At 54.9% G+C, this 22806-nt stretch carries 20 protein-coding genes; 9 read left to right on the forward strand and 11 right to left on the reverse strand.

Going from position 1 to position 22806, the window contains the following annotated elements:
* Positions 1 to 92 precede the first annotated feature (92 nt).
* The 3 genes from FJV47_RS09875 to FJV47_RS09885 are packed head-to-tail and all read right to left on the reverse strand — an operon-like array spanning position 93 to position 3350.
* A complete protein-coding gene (locus FJV47_RS09875; RefSeq protein WP_159612458.1) occupies positions 93 to 1445 on the reverse strand; it encodes an ABC transporter substrate-binding protein in 1353 nt (450 codons plus the stop codon).
* A 46-nt stretch (positions 1446 to 1491) separates the two neighbouring features.
* Positions 1492 to 2604 (reverse strand): Gfo/Idh/MocA family protein, encoded by a 1113-nt coding sequence (locus FJV47_RS09880; protein ID WP_159612460.1) that lies wholly within the window; start codon positions 2602 to 2604, stop codon positions 1492 to 1494.
* Between the two features lie 5 nt (positions 2605 to 2609).
* Positions 2610 to 3350: a sugar phosphate isomerase/epimerase gene (locus tag FJV47_RS09885; RefSeq protein WP_159613134.1), complete on the reverse strand. Its 741-nt coding sequence runs from the start codon at positions 3348 to 3350 to the stop codon at positions 2610 to 2612.
* Between the two features lie 157 nt (positions 3351 to 3507).
* On the opposite strand from FJV47_RS09885, the gene FJV47_RS09890 reads away from it, so the two are divergent.
* From FJV47_RS09890 to FJV47_RS09900, 3 genes are all read left to right on the forward strand, one after another.
* A complete protein-coding gene (locus tag FJV47_RS09890; RefSeq protein WP_159612462.1) occupies positions 3508 to 4722 on the forward strand; it encodes an ROK family transcriptional regulator in 1215 nt (404 codons plus the stop codon).
* A gap of 128 nt (positions 4723 to 4850) precedes the next feature.
* Entirely contained in the window at positions 4851 to 6521 is a 1671-nt protein-coding gene (gene hutU, locus FJV47_RS09895) for a urocanate hydratase (RefSeq protein WP_159612464.1), read from the forward strand.
* Positions 6522 to 6749: 228 nt separating this feature from the next.
* Complete coding sequence (locus FJV47_RS09900) at positions 6750 to 7208, forward strand: hypothetical protein (RefSeq protein ID WP_159612466.1); 459 nt, start codon at positions 6750 to 6752, stop codon at positions 7206 to 7208.
* Between the two features lie 178 nt (positions 7209 to 7386).
* On the opposite strand, the gene FJV47_RS09905 is transcribed toward FJV47_RS09900, so the two are convergent.
* Positions 7387 to 7896 (reverse strand): Dps family protein, encoded by a 510-nt coding sequence (locus FJV47_RS09905; RefSeq protein ID WP_159612468.1) that lies wholly within the window; start codon positions 7894 to 7896, stop codon positions 7387 to 7389.
* 188 nt (positions 7897 to 8084) lie between these two features.
* Entirely contained in the window at positions 8085 to 8207 is a 123-nt protein-coding gene (locus tag FJV47_RS16710; RefSeq protein WP_255474794.1) for a hypothetical protein, read from the reverse strand.
* A 715-nt stretch (positions 8208 to 8922) separates the two neighbouring features.
* Here FJV47_RS16710 and hutH point away from each other — a divergent pair.
* Positions 8923 to 10464 carry a histidine ammonia-lyase gene (hutH, locus tag FJV47_RS09910; protein WP_200831988.1) on the forward strand — a complete coding sequence of 514 codons (1542 nt, stop codon included), beginning with the start codon at positions 8923 to 8925 and terminating at the stop codon, positions 10462 to 10464.
* Between the two features lie 106 nt (positions 10465 to 10570).
* Complete coding sequence (gene panD / locus FJV47_RS09915; RefSeq protein WP_159612470.1) at positions 10571 to 10993, forward strand: aspartate 1-decarboxylase; 423 nt, start codon at positions 10571 to 10573, stop codon at positions 10991 to 10993.
* A gap of 6 nt (positions 10994 to 10999) precedes the next feature.
* On the opposite strand, the gene uvrA is transcribed toward panD, so the two are convergent.
* Both uvrA and FJV47_RS09925 read right to left on the reverse strand, forming a co-directional pair.
* Complete coding sequence (gene uvrA, locus FJV47_RS09920; protein ID WP_159612472.1) at positions 11000 to 13456, reverse strand: excinuclease ABC subunit UvrA; 2457 nt, start codon at positions 13454 to 13456, stop codon at positions 11000 to 11002.
* 84 nt (positions 13457 to 13540) lie between these two features.
* On the reverse strand, positions 13541 to 13909 hold the full coding sequence (locus FJV47_RS09925; protein WP_159612474.1) for a hypothetical protein: 369 nt from the start codon (positions 13907 to 13909) through the stop codon (positions 13541 to 13543).
* Between the two features lie 165 nt (positions 13910 to 14074).
* Between FJV47_RS09925 and FJV47_RS09930 the strand changes: the two genes are divergently transcribed.
* Complete coding sequence (locus FJV47_RS09930) at positions 14075 to 14557, forward strand: DUF6328 family protein (RefSeq protein ID WP_159612476.1); 483 nt, start codon at positions 14075 to 14077, stop codon at positions 14555 to 14557.
* 2 nt (positions 14558 to 14559) lie between these two features.
* Here the strand turns inward: FJV47_RS09930 and FJV47_RS09935 are convergent, their stop codons facing one another.
* The 4 genes from FJV47_RS09935 to FJV47_RS09950 all read right to left on the reverse strand — a co-directional run bounded on the left by FJV47_RS09935 (position 14560) and on the right by FJV47_RS09950 (position 19614).
* Complete coding sequence (locus tag FJV47_RS09935) at positions 14560 to 15372, reverse strand: oxygenase MpaB family protein (protein ID WP_159612478.1); 813 nt, start codon at positions 15370 to 15372, stop codon at positions 14560 to 14562.
* A gap of 99 nt (positions 15373 to 15471) precedes the next feature.
* Complete coding sequence (locus tag FJV47_RS09940; protein ID WP_159612480.1) at positions 15472 to 18084, reverse strand: GH32 C-terminal domain-containing protein; 2613 nt, start codon at positions 18082 to 18084, stop codon at positions 15472 to 15474.
* A 186-nt stretch (positions 18085 to 18270) separates the two neighbouring features.
* A complete protein-coding gene (locus FJV47_RS09945; RefSeq protein WP_159612482.1) occupies positions 18271 to 18567 on the reverse strand; it encodes a putative quinol monooxygenase in 297 nt (98 codons plus the stop codon).
* Between the two features lie 45 nt (positions 18568 to 18612).
* Positions 18613 to 19614, reverse strand: a complete 1002-nt coding sequence (locus FJV47_RS09950) for a LacI family DNA-binding transcriptional regulator (RefSeq protein ID WP_159613138.1) — start codon at positions 19612 to 19614, stop codon at positions 18613 to 18615.
* Positions 19615 to 19770: 156 nt separating this feature from the next.
* Here FJV47_RS09950 and FJV47_RS09955 point away from each other — a divergent pair, with 156 nt between their 5' ends.
* From FJV47_RS09955 to FJV47_RS09965, 3 genes are read left to right on the forward strand one after another with little or no spacing between them, the layout of a single operon-like run.
* Entirely contained in the window at positions 19771 to 20877 is a 1107-nt protein-coding gene (locus FJV47_RS09955; RefSeq protein WP_159612484.1) for a substrate-binding domain-containing protein, read from the forward strand.
* A 45-nt stretch (positions 20878 to 20922) separates the two neighbouring features.
* Positions 20923 to 21969, forward strand: a complete 1047-nt coding sequence (locus tag FJV47_RS09960; protein ID WP_159612486.1) for an ABC transporter permease — start codon at positions 20923 to 20925, stop codon at positions 21967 to 21969.
* Entirely contained in the window at positions 21966 to 22760 is a 795-nt protein-coding gene (locus tag FJV47_RS09965; protein WP_159612488.1) for an ATP-binding cassette domain-containing protein, read from the forward strand. The genes FJV47_RS09960 and FJV47_RS09965 overlap by 4 nt, the downstream gene beginning before the upstream one ends.
* Positions 22761 to 22806: the final 46 nt, after the last annotated feature.

The following is a 22806-nucleotide window of genomic DNA, read 5'->3' on the forward strand; positions in this document are numbered from 1 at the left end:
ATCTCCTGTCGAAAAAACGAAAAATAGTGTCGCGCATGCCGCGGGCGTATCAAGGAGGAATGCTCCCGCGGCATGTGCAACGTGTCGGGCCGCTAGCTAGCGGGCATCTGCTTCTGAGCGTCTTCCAAAGCTTTGCGAACGTCGTCTTCAGAGACGTCGTCACCCTGGGCGATGCGTGCAAAGAGCTTGCCGATTGCTTCGCCTACCAGCGACTCCATCTGGCCCTCAGTTGGGTACAGAGGCATCGGCGCGGCGTTTTCTGCAAGGATCTTCTTTTTGGCCTGAGATTCGGCATCATCAAAAGCTGGATCTTCGAACGCTTCAGAAACCGAAGGCAATGAGGTGTAAGCAGCATTGAGCTTCTTCTGCTCATCCACGCTCACCAAGTGATTCACAAATTTAATGGCAGCGTCTTTATTGTCCGAATTTTCAAAGACACTAACGTTGATTCCGGCTACCAGAGACTGGGTGGCTTCCAGTCCACTTGCATCAGCATTTTTTAGTGGGATTGGCGCCATCGCATAGTCCTCGAAGTCAGCTGATTTGAAGGACTTGCCTGGTGCTTGATCGAAAAACATGGCGGCATTGCCGTCAACAAGTTCTCCAGGAAGTACTGAACCGTCATTGATTTCAGCGTTGGATTTGGAGACCACTTTGTCCTCACCCATCAGCTGAATCCAGTCGTTGATGCCAGCGACCACACCGTCATTGGTGAAGTCCGGCTTACCGTCTTGGGTGTACAGCTCACCGCCGTTCTGCATTCCCAGGATAAAGGCGGAGTGAGCGTTGTTGGCAACGCGCTGACCAGCCAAGGCGAATCCATATTGGTCAATCTTGTTATCGCCATCAGTATCTTTGGTCAGTTTTTTGGCGTCAGCCACGAACTCATCCCACGTCGCAGGGGCTTTGTCGATTCCTGCTTCATCGAACATCTTGGTGTTGTAGTACAGGCCATAGGCCATGGAGTACAACGGCAAAGATGTCGGTGCTTGGCCTGCGGCTCCACCGGTTTCCAATGCCGCCGGCACGAACTTATCGCCCCCACCTACGGCTTCCAGGGCTTCACCTTCCCAAGGCACAAATGCCCCGCTGGCCTGAAGGGTGGTGGCCCAGGTATTACCGATGTTCAATACATCGGGGCCCTCTCCGCTGGATACCGCGGTCAGGATGCGGTTGTAGAGGTCCGCCCACGGAACAACTTCTAGTTCAACTTTGATTCCGGTTTCCGCGGTGAAACGCTTGATTGATTCGCCAAGGATTTTTTCGTCTTGGGAAACTGAACTTCCCTGGTTGGAGGCCCAGTAGGTGATGGTGTCACCGGCCTTGGCAGGCTCTGCGCTCGCGTCATCACTGGAGCAGGCTGCTAGCCCGCTGAGCGAGAGAGCTGCAATGGAAGTGATGGCGGCGAAGCGCCCTAGCTTTCCTTTGAAATGGGGTGCAGACATGGTCGGTCCTTTACAGATGCGATGGTGAAAGGGAACAAGAAGTGCTTCACGCTAGGATGCTGGGAGCTGAGGGGTCCCACTGTGGATCCAGTAGTTCGATGGGTTCTACTGTCGAGTTCACGTCGACAAAGGAGCCCGATTCAGCAGCTTCAGCAGTGGAGACCATGACATCTAGAACGTGGAAAGCTAGCTCTCCTGGGACGCGTTCTTTGCGCCCCTCTGAAATCGCTTGGGCAAGCTCTGCCACACCGGTGCCGCGGCCGTATTGCGAACCTTGAGCAGGAATCACCACTGATTCCTCGCCGCCGAGGTGCAGAACGGTATCACCAGTGAATTCGTTGGGATCCGAGAATTGTGCCGTACCTTCGGTACCCGCGATTTCGACGAATCCCGCGCGCTGTAGTTTTGAATCAAAGCTGAAGATGCATTGAGCGCTAGCGCCAGATTCAAATGACAGCAGTGCGCTGATATGAGTGGGAACTTCCACCGGAAAATTGGTGCCTGCCTTAGGCCCTGACCCGATAATTCGTTCGGCTCTGGACTGCGAGGCAGTAGCTGCGACTTTTGCCACGGGACCAAAGACCCGCACCAAAGTGGTCAGATAGTAAGGACCAAGATCAAATAGCGGCCCCGCGCCCCTTGCAAAAAGGAACTCCGGGCTAGGGTGCCATGATTCTGGGCCAGGTCCTTGGAATATCGCCAGTCCGGTCAGTGGCGTTCCAATGGCACCACTTTGTACCTGACGCAGACCGGTCTGAATCCCGGCACCCAAAATGGTATCTGGAGCGACTGCAACGCGTACACCGGCAGCGTTTGCTGCTTCTATCAGTTGCCGTCCGGATTCGCGATCTAGGGCATAGGGTTTCTCGCCCCACACATGCTTGCCGGCTTCAACTGCTTTGAGTGCCACTTCGACGTGAACGGCTGGAATGGTCAGGTTCACAACGATCTGAATGTCATCTCGTGCCAGCAGCTCTTCATAAGTGCCCGAAGCTTCAACGGACCATTTTTTTGCTTGGCTGGCTGCCCGTTCGGTATCCAGATCTGCAATAAAACGCACTGCTAGGTCGGGGAAAGCAGTGAGGTTTTCGAGGTACTGGTCGCTAATGGTTCCCGCGCCGACTAGCCCGACGCCCGTTGGGTGGTTCTGAGTTTCCATGCGTTCTACTGGCCTTCCGCTAAGAGGTACGAGTAGCTCTGGGCCACCGCGTCAAAGATGTCACCCGCGAAGTCATCGAGCTCGACCACGTGCAACATCCCTTGACTGGCGGCAAGAATGCGGTCGACTGGCATGGATCCGCTGCCCACTGCAACTTGTTCTTTATTATTTTTGGATTGCGGTCCGTCCTTGACGTGAAGTGCCACAACTCGCGGGGCCAGTGACTCAAGGAGGTCAACAACATCCACACCGCCTACAGCAGCCCAGTACGTGTCGACCTCCAGAACAACTTCAGGGTCGAGCAGACTGGCAAAGTACTCCAATGCCGTGGTGGAGTGAATCTCGTTTGAGATTTCCCAATCATGATTGTGGTAGCCGACTTTGATCCCATATTCAGCACCACGTCGTGCTGCTGCATTGAGCTTTTCTGCGGTGGCCTTAATTGACTGCTCGTCCTGCCAGTGCTCGGCAGGAATGAAAGGATCAATGACGGTAGAAATACCGAGCTTATTAGCCGCGGTGAAGACTTCGTCATAGTCAGAAGCGAGCAACGGCGCATGGGCAGTTGGGGCGCTTAGCTTGTTCTTCGTTAATTCTTCGGCGTACTCATCAACACGAGCAACAAAGTTATAAGGCTCAACTTGGGTGAAGCCGATTTCAGCAACACGCTGCAGTGTTGAGGCTAGGTCTTCAGCGATGTTTTCACGCAGCGTATACAGCTGGATTGACAGGTCGTGGACAGGCAAATGCGTCTCCTGAAAGAGGAATGGATGCGGACCGAGGCTTATGACTTGAGTCACAACCAAGAGACTAGTTCCACTTTTGTCGAGAGTCAATAGAAGTATGTCGGTATTCCGTCAAAGTATTTCAGGATCTACGGCATTGCTGTGTTTTACTGATGTCATGACCAACATTCCAAGTCCTCAGAATGCACAAGTTAGCCGTGGAGTCAGCGGTGCGGGTGAAGTCTTGCAACTCTTCCTCGACGGTAATGCCCACAGCCGCACCGACCTCGCGGCCCTGACCGGCATGGCTCGCTCCACTCTGCAGGAGCGCCTCGACACTCTGACCCAACTTGGTCTGATTGGCCTAGTTCAGGAAGGCGCCTCCACTGGCGGCCGTCCCCCACAACGCATTGCTTTATTGCCTGAAGCGCGACTGATCCTGGCCATCGATCTCGGGGCAAGTCATCTGCGCGTTGCATTATCTAATCTGGCATCAGTCCCACAATTCCAGGCACAGTCCCCAATCGTTTTGAGCGATGGACCGGAAGTTATCCTGCAGGCAGCGTTGAAACTTGCCGATGACTTACTCTCGAAAGCCAAACGCCAGCGGGATGACATCATCGCGGTGGGCATGGGGGTACCAGGCCCAGTTATCTTTGACACGGGCCAGCCTGCGAACCCTCCGATCATGCCCGGTTGGGACAGATTTAACATCCCCGAATGGTTCCACCAACACCTAGACGCGTTGGTCATCGTGGACAACGATGTAAACCTCATGGCCTTGGGCGAGAGAAACCAGAACGATGAGGATAACGACAACTTCCTATTCGTAAAGATTGCCACCGGCATTGGCTCTGGAATCATTTCCGGTGGCTTACTGCAACGTGGCGCGCAAGGCACAGCCGGGGACATCGGCCATGTGCGCATTCGTCGTGGTGATGGAATCTTCTGCCATTGCGGAAATGAAGGCTGCCTCGAAGCAGTGGCTTCGGGACCCAAGATTGCCCAAGCTCTGCGCGACCAGGATATCGAGGCACACAGCAACACCGACGTAGTGGACTTGGTGGCAGCGGGAAATATCCAAGCAATCCATGCGGTCAGGCAGGCCGGACGAGACCTCGGCGAAGTACTCGCCGCATCGGTCAGCCTGCTCAACCCCTCACAGATTGTCATTGGTGGCCGTATCTCAGCCGCAGGAGAACACCTGCTTGCGGGAATTCGTGAGGTTGTCTACCAACGTGGGGCGCCACTTTCGACGCAGCATTTGCAGATCCGTACCTCACGCAGCTGGGAGGATGGAGCACTGCGCGGTGCCAGCATGATTGCACTGCACCACGCTTTGAGCCCTCAGGCAATCGAAGCGAAAGCTACCGAGTTACTCGCTGCAAATTAAGAATTCTGAATCAAACTAAACCACGGGTTCTGAAATACCGGACAAGTCTGCCGCTTCCGCTGTACTCAATCTTGCTGCCATGACCAATGATGTAAATAGTTAGTCACGTTACATTGTTAGGAATTGCCATGAGCAACGAAACCCGCGTTATCCGCGCACCAAGGGGTACCAAATTGACCGCCAAGTCGTGGGCCACCGAAGCTCCACTACGGATGCTGATGAACAATCTGGACCCCGAAGTCGCCGAACGCCCAGAAGACCTGGTGGTATACGGTGGCACCGGCAAAGCCGCCCGTTCGTGGGATGCTTTTGACGCAATCGTGGAGACGCTCAAAGATCTTGAAGAGAACGAAACGCTTTTGGTTCAGTCTGGAAAACCAGTTGGCGTTTTCACAACCAACAAGTGGGCACCGCGCGTTCTGATTGCCAACTCAAATCTTGTCGGCGATTGGGCTAATTGGGAGCACTTCCGCAAGCTCGAAGCTGAAGGTCTGATGATGTACGGACAGATGACCGCCGGGTCCTGGATCTACATCGGCACGCAGGGCATTTTGCAAGGAACCTACGAAACTTTCGCTGCCATTGCAGCTAAGAGATTCAACGGTTCCCTCGCCGGCACGCTGACTCTGACAGGCGGTTGCGGTGGTATGGGTGGAGCCCAGCCTTTGGCGGTTACCCTCAATGGTGGAGCGGTACTGATCATTGACGTTGATGAAACTAGGTTGCGCCGCAGACTATCCAAGCGTTACCTAGATGACGTTGAATTAGATCTTGATAAGGCGTTGAGCAAAGTAATCGCTGCCAAGAATGAAGGTAGGGCCTTATCTGTTGGACACGTTGGAAACGCGGCAGAGATTTTCCCCGCGTTGCGCAAGCGTCATGAAGCTGGCGAATTGACCTTTGATATCGTCACCGATCAGACCAGCGCCCATGATCCGCTGAGCTACTTACCTCCCGAATACAGCATTGAGCAATGGCAGTCCGAGTCGACCGCCGATGCAACGGGATTCACCAAGAAGGCCCAGAGCGCCATGGCTGCACAGGTCGAGGCCATGGTTGGTTTCCAAGATGCTGGCGCAGAGGTCTTTGACTACGGAAACTCGATTCGTGATGAAGCACGTAAGGGCGGATTCAACCGTGCATTCGAATTCCCCGGATTCGTTCCTGCTTACATTCGCCCCTTGTTCTGCGAAGGTCTGGGCCCCTTCAGATGGGTTGCACTATCTGGAGATCCAGAAGACATCAAGGTCACAGATCAGGCGCTGAAGAATCTATTTCCTGAAAACGAGCATCTGCACCGCTGGCTCGACGCCGCCCAAGAGCATGTTGAGTTTGAAGGGCTGCCTGCTCGTATCTGCTGGCTGGGCTACGGCGAGCGCCAGAAAGCCGGACTACTCTTCAACCAACTAGTTGCTGAGGGCAAAGTTTCCGCACCGATTGTAATCGGCCGCGACCACCTAGATTCCGGATCTGTAGCTTCACCGTATCGCGAAACTGAATCCATGAAGGATGGCAGTGACGCCGTGGCTGACTGGCCTTTGCTCAATGCGCTCACGGCGGCTAGCTCGGGTGCCTCATGGGTTTCAATTCACCATGGTGGCGGAGTTGGCATGGGCCGCTCGATTCACGCTGGTCAGGTGTCGCTGGCTGACGGAACCGAGCTCGCAGCGGCAAAGCTGGAAGCGCTCCTAACCAACGACCCCGGCATGGGTGTCATCCGGCACGTGGATGCCGGATACGAGCGTGCTATCGAAGTCGCGAATGAGCGTAATGTCCGCATCCCGATGAGCGGAAAATAGCTTCATGTCCGGTTCGCGTGCGTTGCCTGCTAACCCGCTAGCAATGCACGCGTACCCCTTGCTTCATGCATCATAAGAGGACGAAAAATACCGTCTGACATGGACACAATGAACGCATTCTTAACGCACCGTGACGGGCATCTCAAAGGTTCCAATTAAGGGTTGAAGGCACGGTTGACCGTGCATAGCGTGGGTCAGGTCAGGACGAATCGACCCACGGAGGACATCATGTCTGAGCAGGATTCAAACGAGCAGTTCGGAAATTTCGATAACAACCAGTCTGACGAAAACGGCGGCTTTGGCTCGTCGAACGGTCAGGGCAACGACAACGAACAATCCTTCGGCGGCAACGAACAGTCAAGCCAAAGCTCCTACACCGGTGGCAACGACAACGAACGATCCTTCGGCGGCAACGACAACGAACGATCCTTCGGCGGCAACGACAACGAACAATCCTTCGGCGGCAACGAACAGTCAAGCCAAAGCTCCTACACCGGTGGCAACGACAACGAACAATCCTTCGGCGGCGGCAACGAACAATCAAGCCAAAGCTCCTACGCCGGCGGCAACGACAACGATCAGTCGTTCGGTGGTGGCAACGACAACGAACAATCCAACCGAGGATCCTTCGGTGATGATAATGAAGAACAAGGCTTCGGCGGCCAGGGCCAGAACGAAGAATTCTAACCTTTGTTCTAGCAACAGGCGGCATCGTTTGCTCACTGTCATCCTGTTCCCGTAGATAGAATTTTCACGGGTACGGATCATTAAAGAGAAGTCGCCTTGTTTCTGAATACTTCAGAAACAAGGCGACTTCTCTTTGTCTAGCATCTCTCCAGCCGGCTACCCGCCAACAAGTTGCTCACTATGGGCGTCGTGTTTCGGCGCTGATAAACCATGCCTGTTGCTCCAGATCAGCAATGTACTGATGCAAGATGTCGGCGGTTGTAGGATCTGCATCGTCTACAGGATCATGTACTTCTCGGATGACACCAACCGTATTTTGTAGAGCCTTAACCACCATATCCACTGCGTCCGTGGTCAGGATTTCGGTGTTAACTGGCTGCTCAAGCTTGGTGTACTTGGTGATCGTTGCGGCCAGTCCATCTGGAGTAATGTGCAGGGCACGCATACGTTCAGCAATTTCATCCGAGCCGCGACGCGCAATATCTACAATCTCGTCAAGGTTCTGGTGCAAGTCCCTGAAGTTCGGTCCTACAACGTTCCAATGGATCTGTTTGCCGATCAATTGCAGGTCTAGTAGCTGGACAAGGACGTTCTGCAAAGCGTCGCCCAGTTCGGCCGAAGCAATGAAACCCTTCTCAGCATTTTCCTTCGTCGTTTTCTTCGCGGTGGTTTTCTTGATGTCCGCCATGGCATCTCCCTTGCATTGAAGTTGACGTTGCCGGCACCGGTGCAGTTCCGATGCACTTCTCTGAACGTTACCTACATGGTGCGAGAATTTCGACGTGCCCTAACGATTTTGAGAGGACGTTCAGCAACCGGTCACGAGGCATTAAGACGACAAACTGCTGGCGAGCAGTATCTGCTCGCCAGCATTTCCTATGCTCCTGCGTCGGTTCCACCATTCACGCGGTCCAAGGTCGACGGTCCTGCGATCATGCGGAAAATTCCCCAAGCCATGGCTAGTCCACCCCAAATGACACCAAGCCACAAAGGGGTCATAGTGTCAGATTGGCTTGCGGAGGCAAAGAATATAAACAAGAGAAACAAGGAGGCAATGAGTCCTCCACCAACGACTAGACCTAATCCATGAATTTTTCTAGGCATCTTTCCGCTCCAAAACAATTCATCAATGAATGGACCACCGGTTGCGCAGTCACACGCGTTGGCTACAACTTTTCCAGTTGTCCCTGGACTTCAGTTTTCACATTGCCTCCCGTCGGTGTGCATCGAGCGCACCGTGTTGCTGATAGGTACAGGGTAGGCCTGTTTTCCACGTAGAACTAGTGGCATCTGACCTGTCTTTTCCGAGCGCTTTAACTTCTTTCCCCGCCCCCTGTTCCCCGTCATGGAATGTCGATCCCGCTGGCAAGAATTCGAATCGGAGCGACCTCCCAGAATCAGCAAGACTTCACAAGAATTCTTGAGCTCAAGGGCTGAGTAAGTTGTAGCCGCGAACCTAATCGAGATCCTCAACGTTTGCAGTGTAGGCAATTGCCTAGTTTGGAAAAATAACAATGCGTCCGTCAATGAATCCCGCGGATCAATTCCTATGCACTGATGCCCGGCTCAAACCTGATCACCGCTTCACAACTGTTGGCCACATGCGTCCGGCATTTCAGACATAACCACGATTTATTGGCTACTTACCCCGTGTTTCTGCCGAACAATAGAAACTAGAGACCACTTTACTAAGTAACGAATGGACTGAATTTTCATGGCTTCTTCAACCCCAGTAACCCTCGAGCTTAACAGTGCCACCGCCGAAGACGTTATCGCAGTAGCCCGCCACGAAGCACACATCACGATCTCCGCGCAGGTACTTGAACAACTAGCTTCGGTCCGCGCACATATAGATGCCCTAGCGTCAGCCGATACGCCAGTCTATGGAATTTCGACCGGCTTCGGTGCTCTGGCTACCCGTCACATTGCGCTGGAAGACCGTGCCAAGTTGCAGCGGTCTCTGATTCGTTCCCACGCCGCTGGTATGGGAGCCCCTGTTGAACGAGAAGTAGTTCGCGCCCTAATGTTCCTGCGCGCAAAGACCTTGGCTTCCAGTCGTACCGGCGTGCGACCGGTAGTTCTAGAAACCATGGTCGCTTTGCTCAATGCAGGAATCACCCCCGTGGTTCGTGAATACGGGTCATTGGGTTGTTCCGGTGACCTTGCCCCACTCTCCCACTGTGCACTGGTGCTCATGGGTGAGGGAGAAGCCACCGACCGCGATGGCGTACAACGCCCGGTTCCCGAGCTACTAGCAGAAGCCGGAATCGCACCGGTGGAATTGGCCGAGAAGGAAGGTCTAGCACTGGTCAACGGCACCGACGGTATGCTCGGCCAACTGCTGATGGCTCTAGCCGATCTTGAAGAACTCACCGACATCGCCGATGCCACCGCCGCTATGAGTGTTGAAGCTCAACTGGGCACCGCACAGGTCTTCCGTGCCGAGCTGCACGAAGCACTGCGCCCGCACCCAGGACAGGGGCGTAGCGCAGCCAACATGTATGCACTGCTCGCTAACTCCCCGATCGTCAATTCCCACCGTGAAGGCGACGGTCGAGTGCAGGATGCCTACTCGCTACGTTGCTCACCGCAGGTTACTGGCGCTGTGCGTGACACCATCGCCCACGCCCGAATGGTGGCTACCCGCGAGCTTGCTGCTGCCATTGATAACCCGGTGGTTTTGCCCAGCGGAGAAGTCACGTCCAATGGCAACTTCCACGGTGCACCGGTAGCTTATGTCCTAGATTTCTTGGCCATTGCTGTGGCAGATCTCGGCTCCATCGCTGAACGCCGTACCGACCGCATGCTTGATCCAGCCCGTTCCCGTGACCTACCAGCATTCCTTGCAGATGATCCAGGCGTGGACTCCGGCATGATGATTGCCCAGTACACCCAAGCCGGGCTGGTCGCCGAGAACAAGCGCTTGGCAGTACCTGCCAGCGTCGATTCCATCCCATCCTCGGCCATGCAGGAGGACCACGTTTCCCTCGGTTGGCATGCCGCCCGAAAACTGCGCACCGCGGTAGCGAACCTGCGCAGAATTTTGGCAGTGGAAATGCTCATTGCCGCTCGCGCCTTAGATCTGCGTGCACCGCTGAAGCCCGGAGCAGGCACCGGCGCGCTTGTAGAACTGTTGCGCACCAAAGTCGCAGGTCCGGGCGAGGACCGATTCCTCTCGGCGGAATTGGAAGCAGCTGATGAGCTGTTGGCCACTGGTGTCGTGCACAGTGTCCTGCGTCATCATCTTCCAGCCTAGTGATGCGAATAGCTGTGTGATTTAGCTCGGATCGGTCCCCCAACGTCATAAAAAGCGTAAACTTGGCTACCGGGAAACTTCCAACCTTCTGTGAAAGAAACTTGCTATGCAACGCACCATGTTCAAGTCCAAGATCCACCGGGCAACAGTCACCCAGGCCGACCTTCACTACGTCGGTTCGGTCACCGTGGACTCCGAGCTGCTCGAAGCCTCGGATATCTTGCCCGGAGAACTGGTCAGCATTGTCGACATCACCAACGGTGCACGGCTTGAAACCTACACCATTGCTGGCGAACCTGGCAGTGGCGTCATCGGTATCAACGGTGCAGCAGCCCACCTCGTACACCCAGGGGATCTGGTCATCTTGATCAGCTATGCACAGATGGAAGACGCTGAAGCACGTAGCTACGTACCCAGCGTGGTGCACGTAGATGCCGATAACAAGATCATTCATCTAGGCGATGACCCGGCCGAAGCCGTGGCCGAGGGCGTTGAGACACCCCCGTTTGCAGTGCTCAACAGCAACTAAATTCATCTACGGGGCCAGCCGGCGCGCAAGGTATTGCGCGGTACGGCTGGCCTTGTTTTTTGCCACTTGGCTCGGCGTTCCAGAAGCTACAACACGTCCGCCACCGTCTCCACCGCCAGGGCCTAGGTCAATGACCCAATCGCTGGCGGCAACCACATCCATGTGGTGTTCCACCACGATGACAGTATTATCCTGATCCACTAACTGCTGTAGTTGAGAAACTAGCAGCTCAACATCCGCCGGGTGCAAGCCAGTTGTTGGTTCATCAAGCAAATACAAGGTGTGGCCTCGACGTTGCCGCTGAAGTTCGGTGGCCAGTTTGATGCGTTGGGCTTCTCCCCCAGACATTTCCGTCGCTGGCTGCCCCAGATGCAGATAACCCAAACCCACCTCTCTCAAGGTCTCCAAGGCTCTGGCGGCCGGGGGAATATCTTTCAAAAATTCCTCGGCTTCGGCCACACTAAGCTCAAGAACCTGAGCAATGTTCTTTCCCTTGTACTCGATTTCAAGTGTCTGATCGTTGTACCGGGTTCCGTGGCACTGAGGGCAAGGCCCATAGGTTCCGGGCAGGAAGAGCAACTCAATTTCTAGGAAGCCTTCTCCAAGACAGTTTTCGCACCGTCCGCCAGCAACGTTGAAGGAAAATTGGCCAGCACTGTATCCACGTTTCTTGGACAGCGGCAATTCAGCGTAGGTTTTTCGAACTGCGTCAAAAAGCCCGGTGTAGGTAGCAACATTGGAGCGTGGCGTTCTGCCGATAGGTTTTTGATCCATGAGCACCACGCGACTAACGTGTTCGGCTCCGACGATCTTGGCAACGCTGGCCTCGTTCACGGAGTCCGTGGTTTCGTCAGTCTCGGAAAGCGTGGTTGCGCCTAAGGATTGGGACAGTGCAGCCGTAACCAAACTAGACTTTCCAGAACCAGATACACCGGTGACGCTGCACAGCACACCTAGCGGGAATCCGACCTCAACATCAACAAGGTTATGTAGGTTCACACCGCTCAATTCCAACCACTGCTCGGCCTGCCTCAACTCGCGCGCGGGCGCCGGCTGAGGTTCCAAGAATTTACGGGTAATTGACTGCTCGACCTCGGCTAGCCCATTAACTTCACCGCTGTAGAGCACCTGCCCTCCACCGTTACCAGCCCGTGGCCCCACGTCTACGATCCACTCAGCCCTGCGAACGACGTCCATATTGTGCTCAACAACGAAGACTGAATTGCCTTCGGCTTTTAGTGCAGCAAGCACCTCAATAAGTGGTTGTACATCCGCGGGGTGCAACCCGGCCGAGGGCTCGTCCAGGACATAAATGACACCAAAGAGTCCGGCTCGCAACTGCGTGGCGATACGCAAACGTTGAGTCTCACCGGGAGAAAGTGTTGGTGTTGACCGGTCCAAACTCAGATAGCCCAATCCAAGTTCAACAAGTACCTCGATGCGCGAGAGCAGGTCTGCGCTGATGGTGGCCACTACATCTGAAGTCGCATCCGATGACTTTTGAAGCACAAAGGGACGCAACAAGTCAGCTAAGTTCTGCAAGGATTTTTTGTTGAATTCCCAGATGCTCACCCCAGCGAAGGTGACGCTCAAGGCGTCAGGACGGAAGCCTGTACCCGAACATTCTGGGCAAGGCTGGGAGATCATAAACTCCAGAGCCTTGTTCCGTAAGTTTTCGCTCTTTGAAGTGGCGACAGTATGCCGAACGTAGCGTTCAGCGCTCCAGAATTTTCCTTTATATGGCTTGGCTACGCGGTCCCTTTCGGGCGTCACCTCAACTATGGGCTGTTCTTCGGTGAAAAGTAGCCAATCTCGTGTTTCCTGGGAGAACTTTTCGAAAGGCTGATCAATGTCATAGCCCAAATGCGAGGTGATATCTCGCAGGTTTTTCCCTTGCCAAGCTCCTGGCCATGCAGCGATGGCTCCGTCGCGAATACTCAACGACGGATCCGGAACCAGCGATTTTTCGGTGACCGAATGAACCGTTCCCACACCATGACAGCGTGGGCAGGCGCCGACCGCAGTATTTGTGGAGAATGCATCGGAGTCTAACCGCGGTGCACCCGCGGGGTAAGTCCCGGCGCGCGAGAAGAGCATGCGCACCGAATTAGACAGCGTAGTGAGCGTTCCAACAGTTGAACGCGAACTCGCTGCCCCTCGACGCTGTTGCAAGGCAACCGCCGGAGGCAGCCCGGAAACGAACTCGACCTTAGGCGTGTGCCCTTGGGCGATGAGCCTGCGTGCATAGGGCGCCACGGATTCTAAGAAGCGTCGTTGGGATTCCGCGAAGATTGTTCCGAATGCCAACGAGGACTTGCCAGACCCTGAGACCCCGGTGAAAGCCACCATTGAATCGCGCGGAATCCGTACTTCTACATTGTCTAAGTTATTCTCGTTGGCACCGCGAACATGAATAAATCCGTCGTGTGCTGCCGATGGCCTAGGAGATGCAAAGCTCTTCATCTTTCCCACACTATGCGCACATGGTTAACGAACTCAATCCAACTACGACAAAACACGTGCACGTCGGCTGAGCACGCTTGATTACTAATTTGCTAGACCAGAGCACGCTTCATCGGGGCATCCCTGCCAGGTCTTGGAAAAGTAACCAACGATAGACAACGATTCCTGCAGAGGATACGAGCTATCAATATGCCCATGAATGTGTAACGCGGCCTCCTCCACGGCTAGCACGAAGAAACGGCAGACTTCCTCATAGTTCCACACCGCCGCCGTCAATTCGATGAGCTCATCGAGAGTTAGTTGGCGGACTGGGTGCAATCCCATCTCAATCATCGTGTTGACCACGAACTCCTTGGTGAGTTCGTGGTCCTCGGAACATTCGCACCAAACGATGCCGGTTCTTGGCATGGACCAGACATCCAAATTGCCATTTGAGCTGCGTTCAGAATTCACGGTGCGCTCCCCTCTGTGTGCTTCAGTGAAGTTCCACCATAGGCAACGGCACCGACACAATGGGCTGATCCCCGCGACTCCTTGCCGATTGTCATCAGCCTCTATTAAGGTGTGAAATCAGTACGCAAACAGGCAAATGCCCTGAGCATCTACAGGAGTCACCGCATGAATACGCAGTCTCATCCCGATTCAAGTGACGGCGCCGCACACCGACAGTGGAATGAACTGCTCCAAGAGATGCGCGTGATGCAAACGGGCGTACAGATCTTGGCTGCATTCCTTGTAGTCCTGCCCTTCCAGGCACGATTCGACATGCTCAACCGCAATGAAGAATTGATCTACATTGTGCTTCTTGTTGCCGCGACATTACTGATTCTTCTGTTGATCACCCCGGTGGCTGTCCACCGTTATTTCTTTGGACAAAGGCTGAAAAGGCAAACGGTAAGTTTAGGTCACGCGGTACTCAAGATAGTCGGAATCGGCGTGGGTCTGCTGGTCTCAGGATGCGTTTGGTTTGTGTTGCAAGTACTATTCGGCTGGCAGATCGGTGCAGGCGTAGGTGGTTTCCTTGTCGTAGTTACCCTGTTCCTACTGTTGATCCTGCCGCGCATCCTAATTCCTCGCCGTGCAAGGGAGATAGAGGAATAGCCCTAGTCTTGAGCCAGCTGGTCTATGCGGCGAAGCATTAGCCGCATAGGTAGGTGTCGGATCCAAACGGGCAAGATCCTGGTAGCCCACCGCACCACGCGAATCACTGCGGCATTGCGCCGGTAAATCTTTCGGCTAAGGACAAAACCGAACTGTTCTCGAATACCCGTTGGCAATTGAGCGATGGTGACATCTCGTATCAGTGGCAGACCCCATCGAATCCACCATGGCGCGTTTCTGCCGGTAAATAATTCGTCGGCGAGAGCGCGGATCCGCTCGTTCACGCACAACTTTTCTTGAGTTTGGATGACGTACTGATCAAACTCGCCCAGTGTTGCTGGCCAGAAAGTGCTTGGCATCTGTAGCGCTCGACCAAGCCGAGTGTACTGCCGATACAACGCTTCATTGTGCTGGATATCCCCGGGTAAGACTTGGGCGGCGATGACCCTGGCGGAGTCAAAAAGTGTGGCGGCAACCCAGAGCTGTAGTTTCGGGTCAAGAGCCGAATAGGCCGGCGTTTTCTTGACCAGATCCCGCGGACTGTGAACATTGCGGTGAGCGGCGTTTACGTAGTTGATCATCGTGCGTTGTTGTTCGGCAGTGCCGTTGCTCAGGGCATAAATGTATCCGAGAGTATGGATCAGTCGGCTCAGCGGATTGCTGGCAAAGTCAGAATGCTTATCAATGGCTAATCCAATTTGCGGATGCGCCAATTGCATCAGAATCGCACGTCCGGCTCCCAACAGTAGCCCCGCTTCTGGCGCAATTCGGGAGAAGGCATTCGTTTGCTCGTTCTCTTTAGCGTCCTGATCCATACCGTCGATACTAGCTTCCGGGGCTGTGGGCTTACTTAAACTAACGGTGCGGGCTGTTTCACCGGTTTCCCTGTGGAACAGTCCGCACCAATAATGATGTTATTTAGTTGTATTGGAGAACATCGATGGTTGCAGCGGGGTGACCTTCAGCGACTTGAGCTTCGCTGTGCCACCCTTAGCGAATAGTGCTAGTTGATCGGCTCCTTTATTAGGGAAGACCTGATCGGTAAGCGTGCGCTGCCCGTTCTGGGCGAAGACTTCAACCGAGGAACGGTCCAAATAGACCTGCAAGGTCACTTCACCCTTCTCGTTGAGCTGAACCGGCATTTGTTCAACGGAAGCAAAGTTCGGGTTGAAGCCCACGTTGCCCGAATTAGTACGGTCCACATAAACCTTCTTTGCATCAGCGTCATAGCCTACGACCGTGGAGCTGGTTGCGTCCGAGTGCACGGTGATGCCAGAAGTCTTCGCCGTACCAGGATCAAAAGTTACCTCAACCTTGGCGATGGAACCCGACGCAGCCGCTGGCAGTACGTGCGTTCCTTCAGCGATGCTCTGCTTCCCCGCCTTGTATTGTGGTTTCACTGCAAGTTTGTTGATCTGGTCAACGGGCTTCTGGGTCAGGCGTGGGCCATCCTCGGTTTGAGTCAGTCCAACCTTGCGTGGCAACGAGTTGGCACTACGCCATGGATCGGTGGGGATGTCGTTGGCATAATCCCAGTTATTCATCCACCCCATCATGATGCGCTGATCCTGCGGCAAGTTCGCAAAAGATACCGAAGCGTAGTAGTCACGTCCGTAGTCGAGCCAGTCGTAGCTCTCCAATGACGACTTGGCAGCTGTGTTGGAGAGCGTGAATTCATCAGCCAAGATATGGCCCCAGCCCTCGCGGTTGTTATCCACGATTTCGATTTGGGCTTTTTTACCGGCAAATTCCTTCACGTTCCATGAAGCGAAGTCCAAGCTTTCGCTGTCAGAACCCGTGGTTGAACGAACCGTCTTGTCATCGATCAACAGGTTGACGCTGGTGTCATCCGAACGAGGAACAACTTCTTCATCGGTTTGCACCACGTTGTCCAAAGTCAGGTGTCCCCAACTTCCGGTAGCCTGGTCGACTACCTTAATCTGAGCTTTCTCTCCCTTGTACTGAGCAACCTCCCATGACTTCCAATTCATGGCTCCAGCATTATCGCCGGCTACGGTATCAACCACCTTGCCGCCCACGATGAGCTGAACTTCGAGTTGTTGGCTTGGGTCATTGCGTCGGTGACCGCCGCCGACAAGCATGCCAATGCGGTCCTTGGTAATCGTGAATTCTGGTGAGGTGGCGGTACCGGTCTTGTCGTCACTGCCACCGTCAACTTCCCACGTGTTGATCACGTGGGATCCGATTGCCATGTTCCCACCCTTGAACGGTAGGTTTTCCGATGCAAGTGCTCCGGTACCCCTCCAGCCGAAGTCAGCAAGGGTTGCTCCTTCTGGAACTTCGAACCCGTCGAAGAGCAGGTCACCGGCTGGTGCATTATTCTCTCGTTTGTCGCTGATTCGTGGGTGTTTGCCACCGCCAATCAGGAAGTTCAGGTAATCCTGGTCAATGGTGAATGGATCCGAGAGCATGCTACCGGTTGGCTTGTCGAGGCCGAGGAATCCGTTGACCAGGCCAGCGCCCTTGTAACCGCTGACTTCCTGCTGGCCAGGAATGGTCCCGGCAGCTGGTTTGGTTCCAAACGGACCGTTCTGTTCATCGGCGGAATCATTGTTCACCGTCCAACCGTCATAGGTCCCGTCATTAAATCCGGCGATCAGTTTGCCTTCGGGCATGGTGGGTGCTGGTTTGGTGCTTTCGGAGGTAAAGGTCTTGCCGTCAAAATCACCGACGAAGTATTGCCCGGCCGAACCGCCTGAGATCCCGCCGGGATTCATGTTAATGACCATGACCCATTTGACGTTGTTGGGGTCCCCGTCAACTGCGAGCGGGAAAAGGTCGGGGCATTCCCAGACGCCACCGGTGGCGTTGGCTGGACCGAATTCGCTGAGCTTCGTCCAGTCTTTGAGGTTCTCAGACTTGTAGAGCACTGCCTTGTGCTCGGTGGCCTCTACTGCGGTCATCACCCAGTAGCCCTTGCCGTCTTTGCCGGTGTACCAAAAGACCTTCGGGTCACGGAAATTTGCCGAATCTCTGTTGACCACGGGATTGTTTTTGTATTTGGTCCAGGTCTGTCCCTCGTCCAAACTGTAGGCCAAGGACTGTGCCTGTAGTCCTTGGTATTTTGAACCAGCCTTGTAGGCGCTGGTGTAGATGGCGATCAACGGAGGGTTTTTAGCGGTACCGAACCCCGAACTGTTGTTTTTGTCTACGACAACGCTGCCGGAGAAAATATCTTCCTGCCCGTCACCGGCGATAGCCAGAGGTTGCTGATCCCAGTGCACAAGATCTTTGGAGGTCGCGTGTCCCCACGACATGTTGCCCCACGTGTTTCCCTTGGGATTGTGCTGGAAGTACAGGTGATAAACGCCTTTGTAGAAGACCATGCCGTTAGGGTCATTCATCCAGTTCTTCTCGGGACTGAAATGCACGCCCGGGCGGTAAGTTTCATCTCCAAGGTTGGCAGCGCCGGCTGGCGTTGCGCTGACAAGACCGACTCCTAAGCTCAGGGAAGCGATACTCAGAAGCGAGAAAGCTTTTTTAGTTCGAGCACTACATTGTGGCATTGCTTGGACTCTCTGGTTGACGGATGACGAGGTAGACAACGTTGTCGACAGCTAGGACTGTAGGCGAAGTCCACAAGACAATTCAAGAGATCCAATAAAGTAATATTTTTACAGGTCAAACTAGTTTTGGCACGAAAATTAGCCCCACGGGCATCTGCCCGTGCGGCCATCTGTTTACTGCAGGTTCTACTCGATTGGGCGCAGCCAGGTCAGTTCGGAGCCTTCCCCCTCGATGTGTTCAGTCAGTTCGTTATTGAACACAGCTCCATAGTCTGCGCTGATGTGATCTTGGAATGCTTGTTCATCCGCGTAGATTTCAAACACGAAATATTCACGGGGATTCTCCTCGCGCACATAGGGCAGGAACATGACATTTCCCGGCTCTTGACGTACGCGGGCAGCAAGTTCGTTCATCATTTCTGCCACGCGGGCTTCATGCCCCTCTTTGACGGTAAATTCTGCATACAAAGTCCTCTGTTCCAAAACACTGGCCTTTCACTCGCGCACTTAAATCTAGGGATCGTTGAGTCAGTTAGTAGGCGGCGGAATTTCCCCTGAGCCGCGGATAATCATGGTGGTTTCAACAACGTAGGTCTGTGGCGGCTGGCTATCGCCCTCAATCCTGGCCATCAACCGTTCGGCTGCGAGGGCGCCAATCTTTTCCGGATGCTGAGCGATCACCGTGACACCTGGATCCACCATGTCCGACAGAGCAAAATCATCAAAACCAACCAACGCAACCTTATGGTTCAGCCCGAGTTCTCGTAGCGCCCTCATGCACCCAAAAGTCACCAGGTTCTGACTGGAAAAGAGAGCTGTCGGTGGGTCCTGGGAGGTCAGGATTTCGATTGCGGCCAACCGTGCAGACTCAACGTCGTGCAGATTTTCCCTCACCGGCAACGCGGATGTCACTACACCTAATTCGCTGAGCGCTTCGTTGAATCCACGACGACGTTCGCGCGCTGTTTGAATATCCGTTCGGTCACCTAGATAGGCAATTTTCCGGTGCCCGCCATCAAAAAGATGTTTAGCAGCCTTGGCTGCACCCACCGCATTATCAGCCACCACCGCATCGGCTTGTAACCCAACTGGTTCACGGTCAATGAAGACCACAGGCAGCTCGCGGGAGTGATCCGGAATGATGTGCGCTTGGTTGGTTGCAATGGGAGTGAGCACCATCCCGTCCACGCGACGACCGAGGAACGCGCGGACCATTGCCTCCTCCCGCTCCGGTTCATCATCAAGACTGGCAGCAAAAACTGCGACGCCTTTTTTGATCAGCGCATCCTCCATGGCCCGGTGAATCTCGGCGCTAAAGGGGTTAGAGACACTAGGTAGGAGCAAGCCCACCGTATTGGTCCGTCGGCTAGTGCGCCGCAGACTGCCCGCAGTGACGTCCAGTTCATAGTTCAGTTGCTTGGCAGCCAGTAGAACCTTTTCCTTGGTGGCCTGCGAAACTCCCGCTTCGTCATTCATGACACGTGAAACGGTCTTGATTCCTACACCAGCAAGGGCCGCTACGTGCTTCATGGTGGGTCTGGGTTTCGACCCTCCGCTGACACTCAGTTTTGACATCGTTGTCAAAATATTTCCTCTTTCTATTGACTCTTGCTTGTGACCCAGCTTACATTCTACATGATCACGTTGTCAGGGCTTGATCAAAGCCCACCCGCAAAGGAGCACCAAATGGCAAATTTCCCAGCACGTCGCACCCGCACCACCCGCATGCTTGCAGCAGGCGCAGTTTTGGGCTTAGCAGCCCTCTCCCTCTCGGCCTGCTCGGGTTCTGACTCCGCTGAAGCTTCGGCAGACGGAAAAGTCGGCGTCTCGCTGATCGTGAAGACCACCACCAACCCCTTCTTCGTTTCCATGCAAGACGGTGCCAAAAAGGCAGCAGAAACCGACGGCGTGGACCTGAAGCTGGCCGCAGGAAAGTCAGATGGCGACGAGGCCACCCAGATCCAGGCAATCGAAAACGCCATCTCGGACGGCGACAAGGGAATCCTCATCACCCCTAACGGCCCATCGGTTGTCGACGCCCTGAAGAAGGCCCGCGACGCAGGTCTGTACGTCATCGCGCTGGATACCCCACCAGACCCTGCCGACGCAGCGGATATCACCTTCGCCACCGACAACTTCGCCGCCGGCGAGCAAATCGGCCAGTGGACCGCCGCCAAACTTGAAGGCAAAAAGGCAGTCATCGGCCTGGTTGACCTCTTCGACGACAAGCTGGTTTCCGTGGACTACACCCGCGACCAAGGCTTCCTCAAGGGCATGGGTATCGATACCGCCGATGAAAAGAAGAACGGCGACGAAGCCAAATCCGGCAAGTACACCGGCGGCAAGGGCGGCGACTACGAAATCGCTGGCAACCAGGCATCCCAAGGCGCCGAAGACGGCGGACGCACCGCGATGGAAACCTTGCTGGCCGCCAACCCAGATATCAACGTGGTGTACACCATCAACGAACCAGCTGCAGCCGGTGCATACGAGGCACTAAAGTCCGCAGGCAAGGACAAGGACACCCTCGTGGTCTCCATCGATGGTGGTTGCTCCGGTGTCTCCAACGTGGAGAAGGGCATCATCGATGCCACCGCACAGCAGTACCCAGTAAAGATGGCCGAAATGGGCGTGAAAGCCATTTCAGATATGGCCAAGACCGGCGAAAAGCCAGAGACCAGTGAAGGTCTGGACTTCTTCAACACCGGTAGCAAGCTGGTCACCGAAGAAAAGGTCAGCGGTGTTGAAAGCATCGACGCTGCCGAGGCCGGCAAGATCTGCTGGGGCAAGTAACCCCATCAATCCCTCGACATTCATCAACGAAGATCAGGATTTATCGTGACTCAGCAAAAAATCGCCAGCCCTCCGAGCAGTAAGAAGGGTGATCTGGCAGAAGAATTCCTTGACCGCCAAACCACGCTCGGAAAAGTACGCCAAGCCCTACACCGTTATCCTGCCCTGAGCCCAGCACTGGTACTGCTTGTCTCGGTGATTGTTTTCGGGCTTCTGAACGAACGCTTCCTGCGTGTAGAAAACCTGTCATTGATCACCCAGCAGGTTTCGGTGGTGGGCACCATCGCCATCGCCCAGACCCTGGTGATTCTCACCGCCGGCATTGATCTCTCGGTGGGCGCGGGCATGATCCTGGCCTCGATGGTGATGGCGCAGCTGGCAGTGGACAACGGTATTTCCGGTGTGATCGCTTTGTTCGTTGGCTTGCTCACTGGTCTGGCGACCGGTGCCATCAACGGCTTCTTGGTCACCAAGTTCAAGCTCCCTCCGTTTATTGTCACCCTGGGAACACTGAACGTCTTTGTGGCGCTGACCTTGCTCTACTCCAACGGCGCCACCGTTCGCGGTAGCGATATGCCAGACCTACTGACCTGGACTGGTCATACCTTCCCAATCGGTTCGGTGCGCATCTCCACCGGCGTCATCGTGATGATCCTGCTCTACTTGGTCATTGCCTACATCTTGGGCAAAACCGCATGGGGTCGCCATGTATACGCGGTAGGCGACGACAAGGAAGCTGCCCGTCTGGCGGGTATTCCGGTGAACAAGGTACTCATGAGCGTTTACCTTGCAGCCGGATCCGTGCTGGCGATCTGCGCCTGGTTGCAGATTGGTCGTACCAATTCCGCTAGCCCTAACGCTGGCTTGGATTTGAACCTTGACTCAATCACGGCAGTGGTTATCGGCGGCACCAGCCTGTTTGGTGGTCGCGGTTCGGTTTGGGGCACGCTGCTGGGTGCATTGATCGTCGGCGTCTTCCGTAATGGTCTGTCGTTAGCTGGCCTGGATGTGCTGTACCAAACCCTGGCCGTAGGTATCTTGATCATCGTTGCTGTGTCCGTGGACCAGTGGATTCGAAAGGCGAAGTCATGACCATGACTGAATCAATTACTCCTGAAGTAACAACTCGTGAACCGATCCTACGTGCCCGCAACTTGGTCAAGACCTTTGGCCGCGTGGTCGGCTTGGACGGGGTGAGCCTGGATCTGTACCCCGGCGAAGTGCTGGCGGTGATCGGCGATAACGGTGCCGGTAAGTCCACGTTGATCAAGTGCCTGACCGGCGCCGAGGTTCCGGACTCTGGCGAACTCTATGTTTCCGGCGAGCAGGTATCGTTCAAGCGTCCGCAAGATGCTAGAGCGCATGGCATTGAAACCGTGTACCAGAACCTAGCGGTCTCCCCCGCGCTGGATGTTGCTTCCAACCTGTTCTTGGGTCGCGAACTGCGTAAGCCAGGGCTGCTGGGCAGCGTGCTGCGCATGCTGGATAGTAAGGGCATGCGCAAGCAGGCTCGTGATGAACTGACCCGACTGGGTATTTCCACTTTGCAGGATGTCACCGTTCCGGTGGAGAACCTCTCTGGTGGTCAGCGTCAGGCAGTGGCGGTGGCTCGTGCGGCGGCCTTCGGTTCCAAGGTCGTGGTGCTCGATGAGCCCACCGCAGCTTTAGGTGTTCGCGAATCCAATCAGGTTCTCCAGCTGGTTCGTGATCTGCGTGAGCGTGGCCTGCCAGTGATCTTGATCAGTCACAATATGCCTCACGTCTTTGACGTGGCTGACCGGATTCACATCCAGCGTCTGGGCAAGTGCGCAGCGACGATCACCCCGCAGTCACACAGCATGACCGACGCGGTGGCCATCATGACCGGTGCTGCTACCGCCTAAGCTCGGCCATCGCCCAGCACAATTCATGGGCACTGGACACGGAAGA

Source organism: Glutamicibacter sp. JC586, from assembly GCF_009805585.1.
Classification (GTDB): Bacteria; Actinomycetota; Actinomycetes; order Actinomycetales; family Micrococcaceae; genus Glutamicibacter.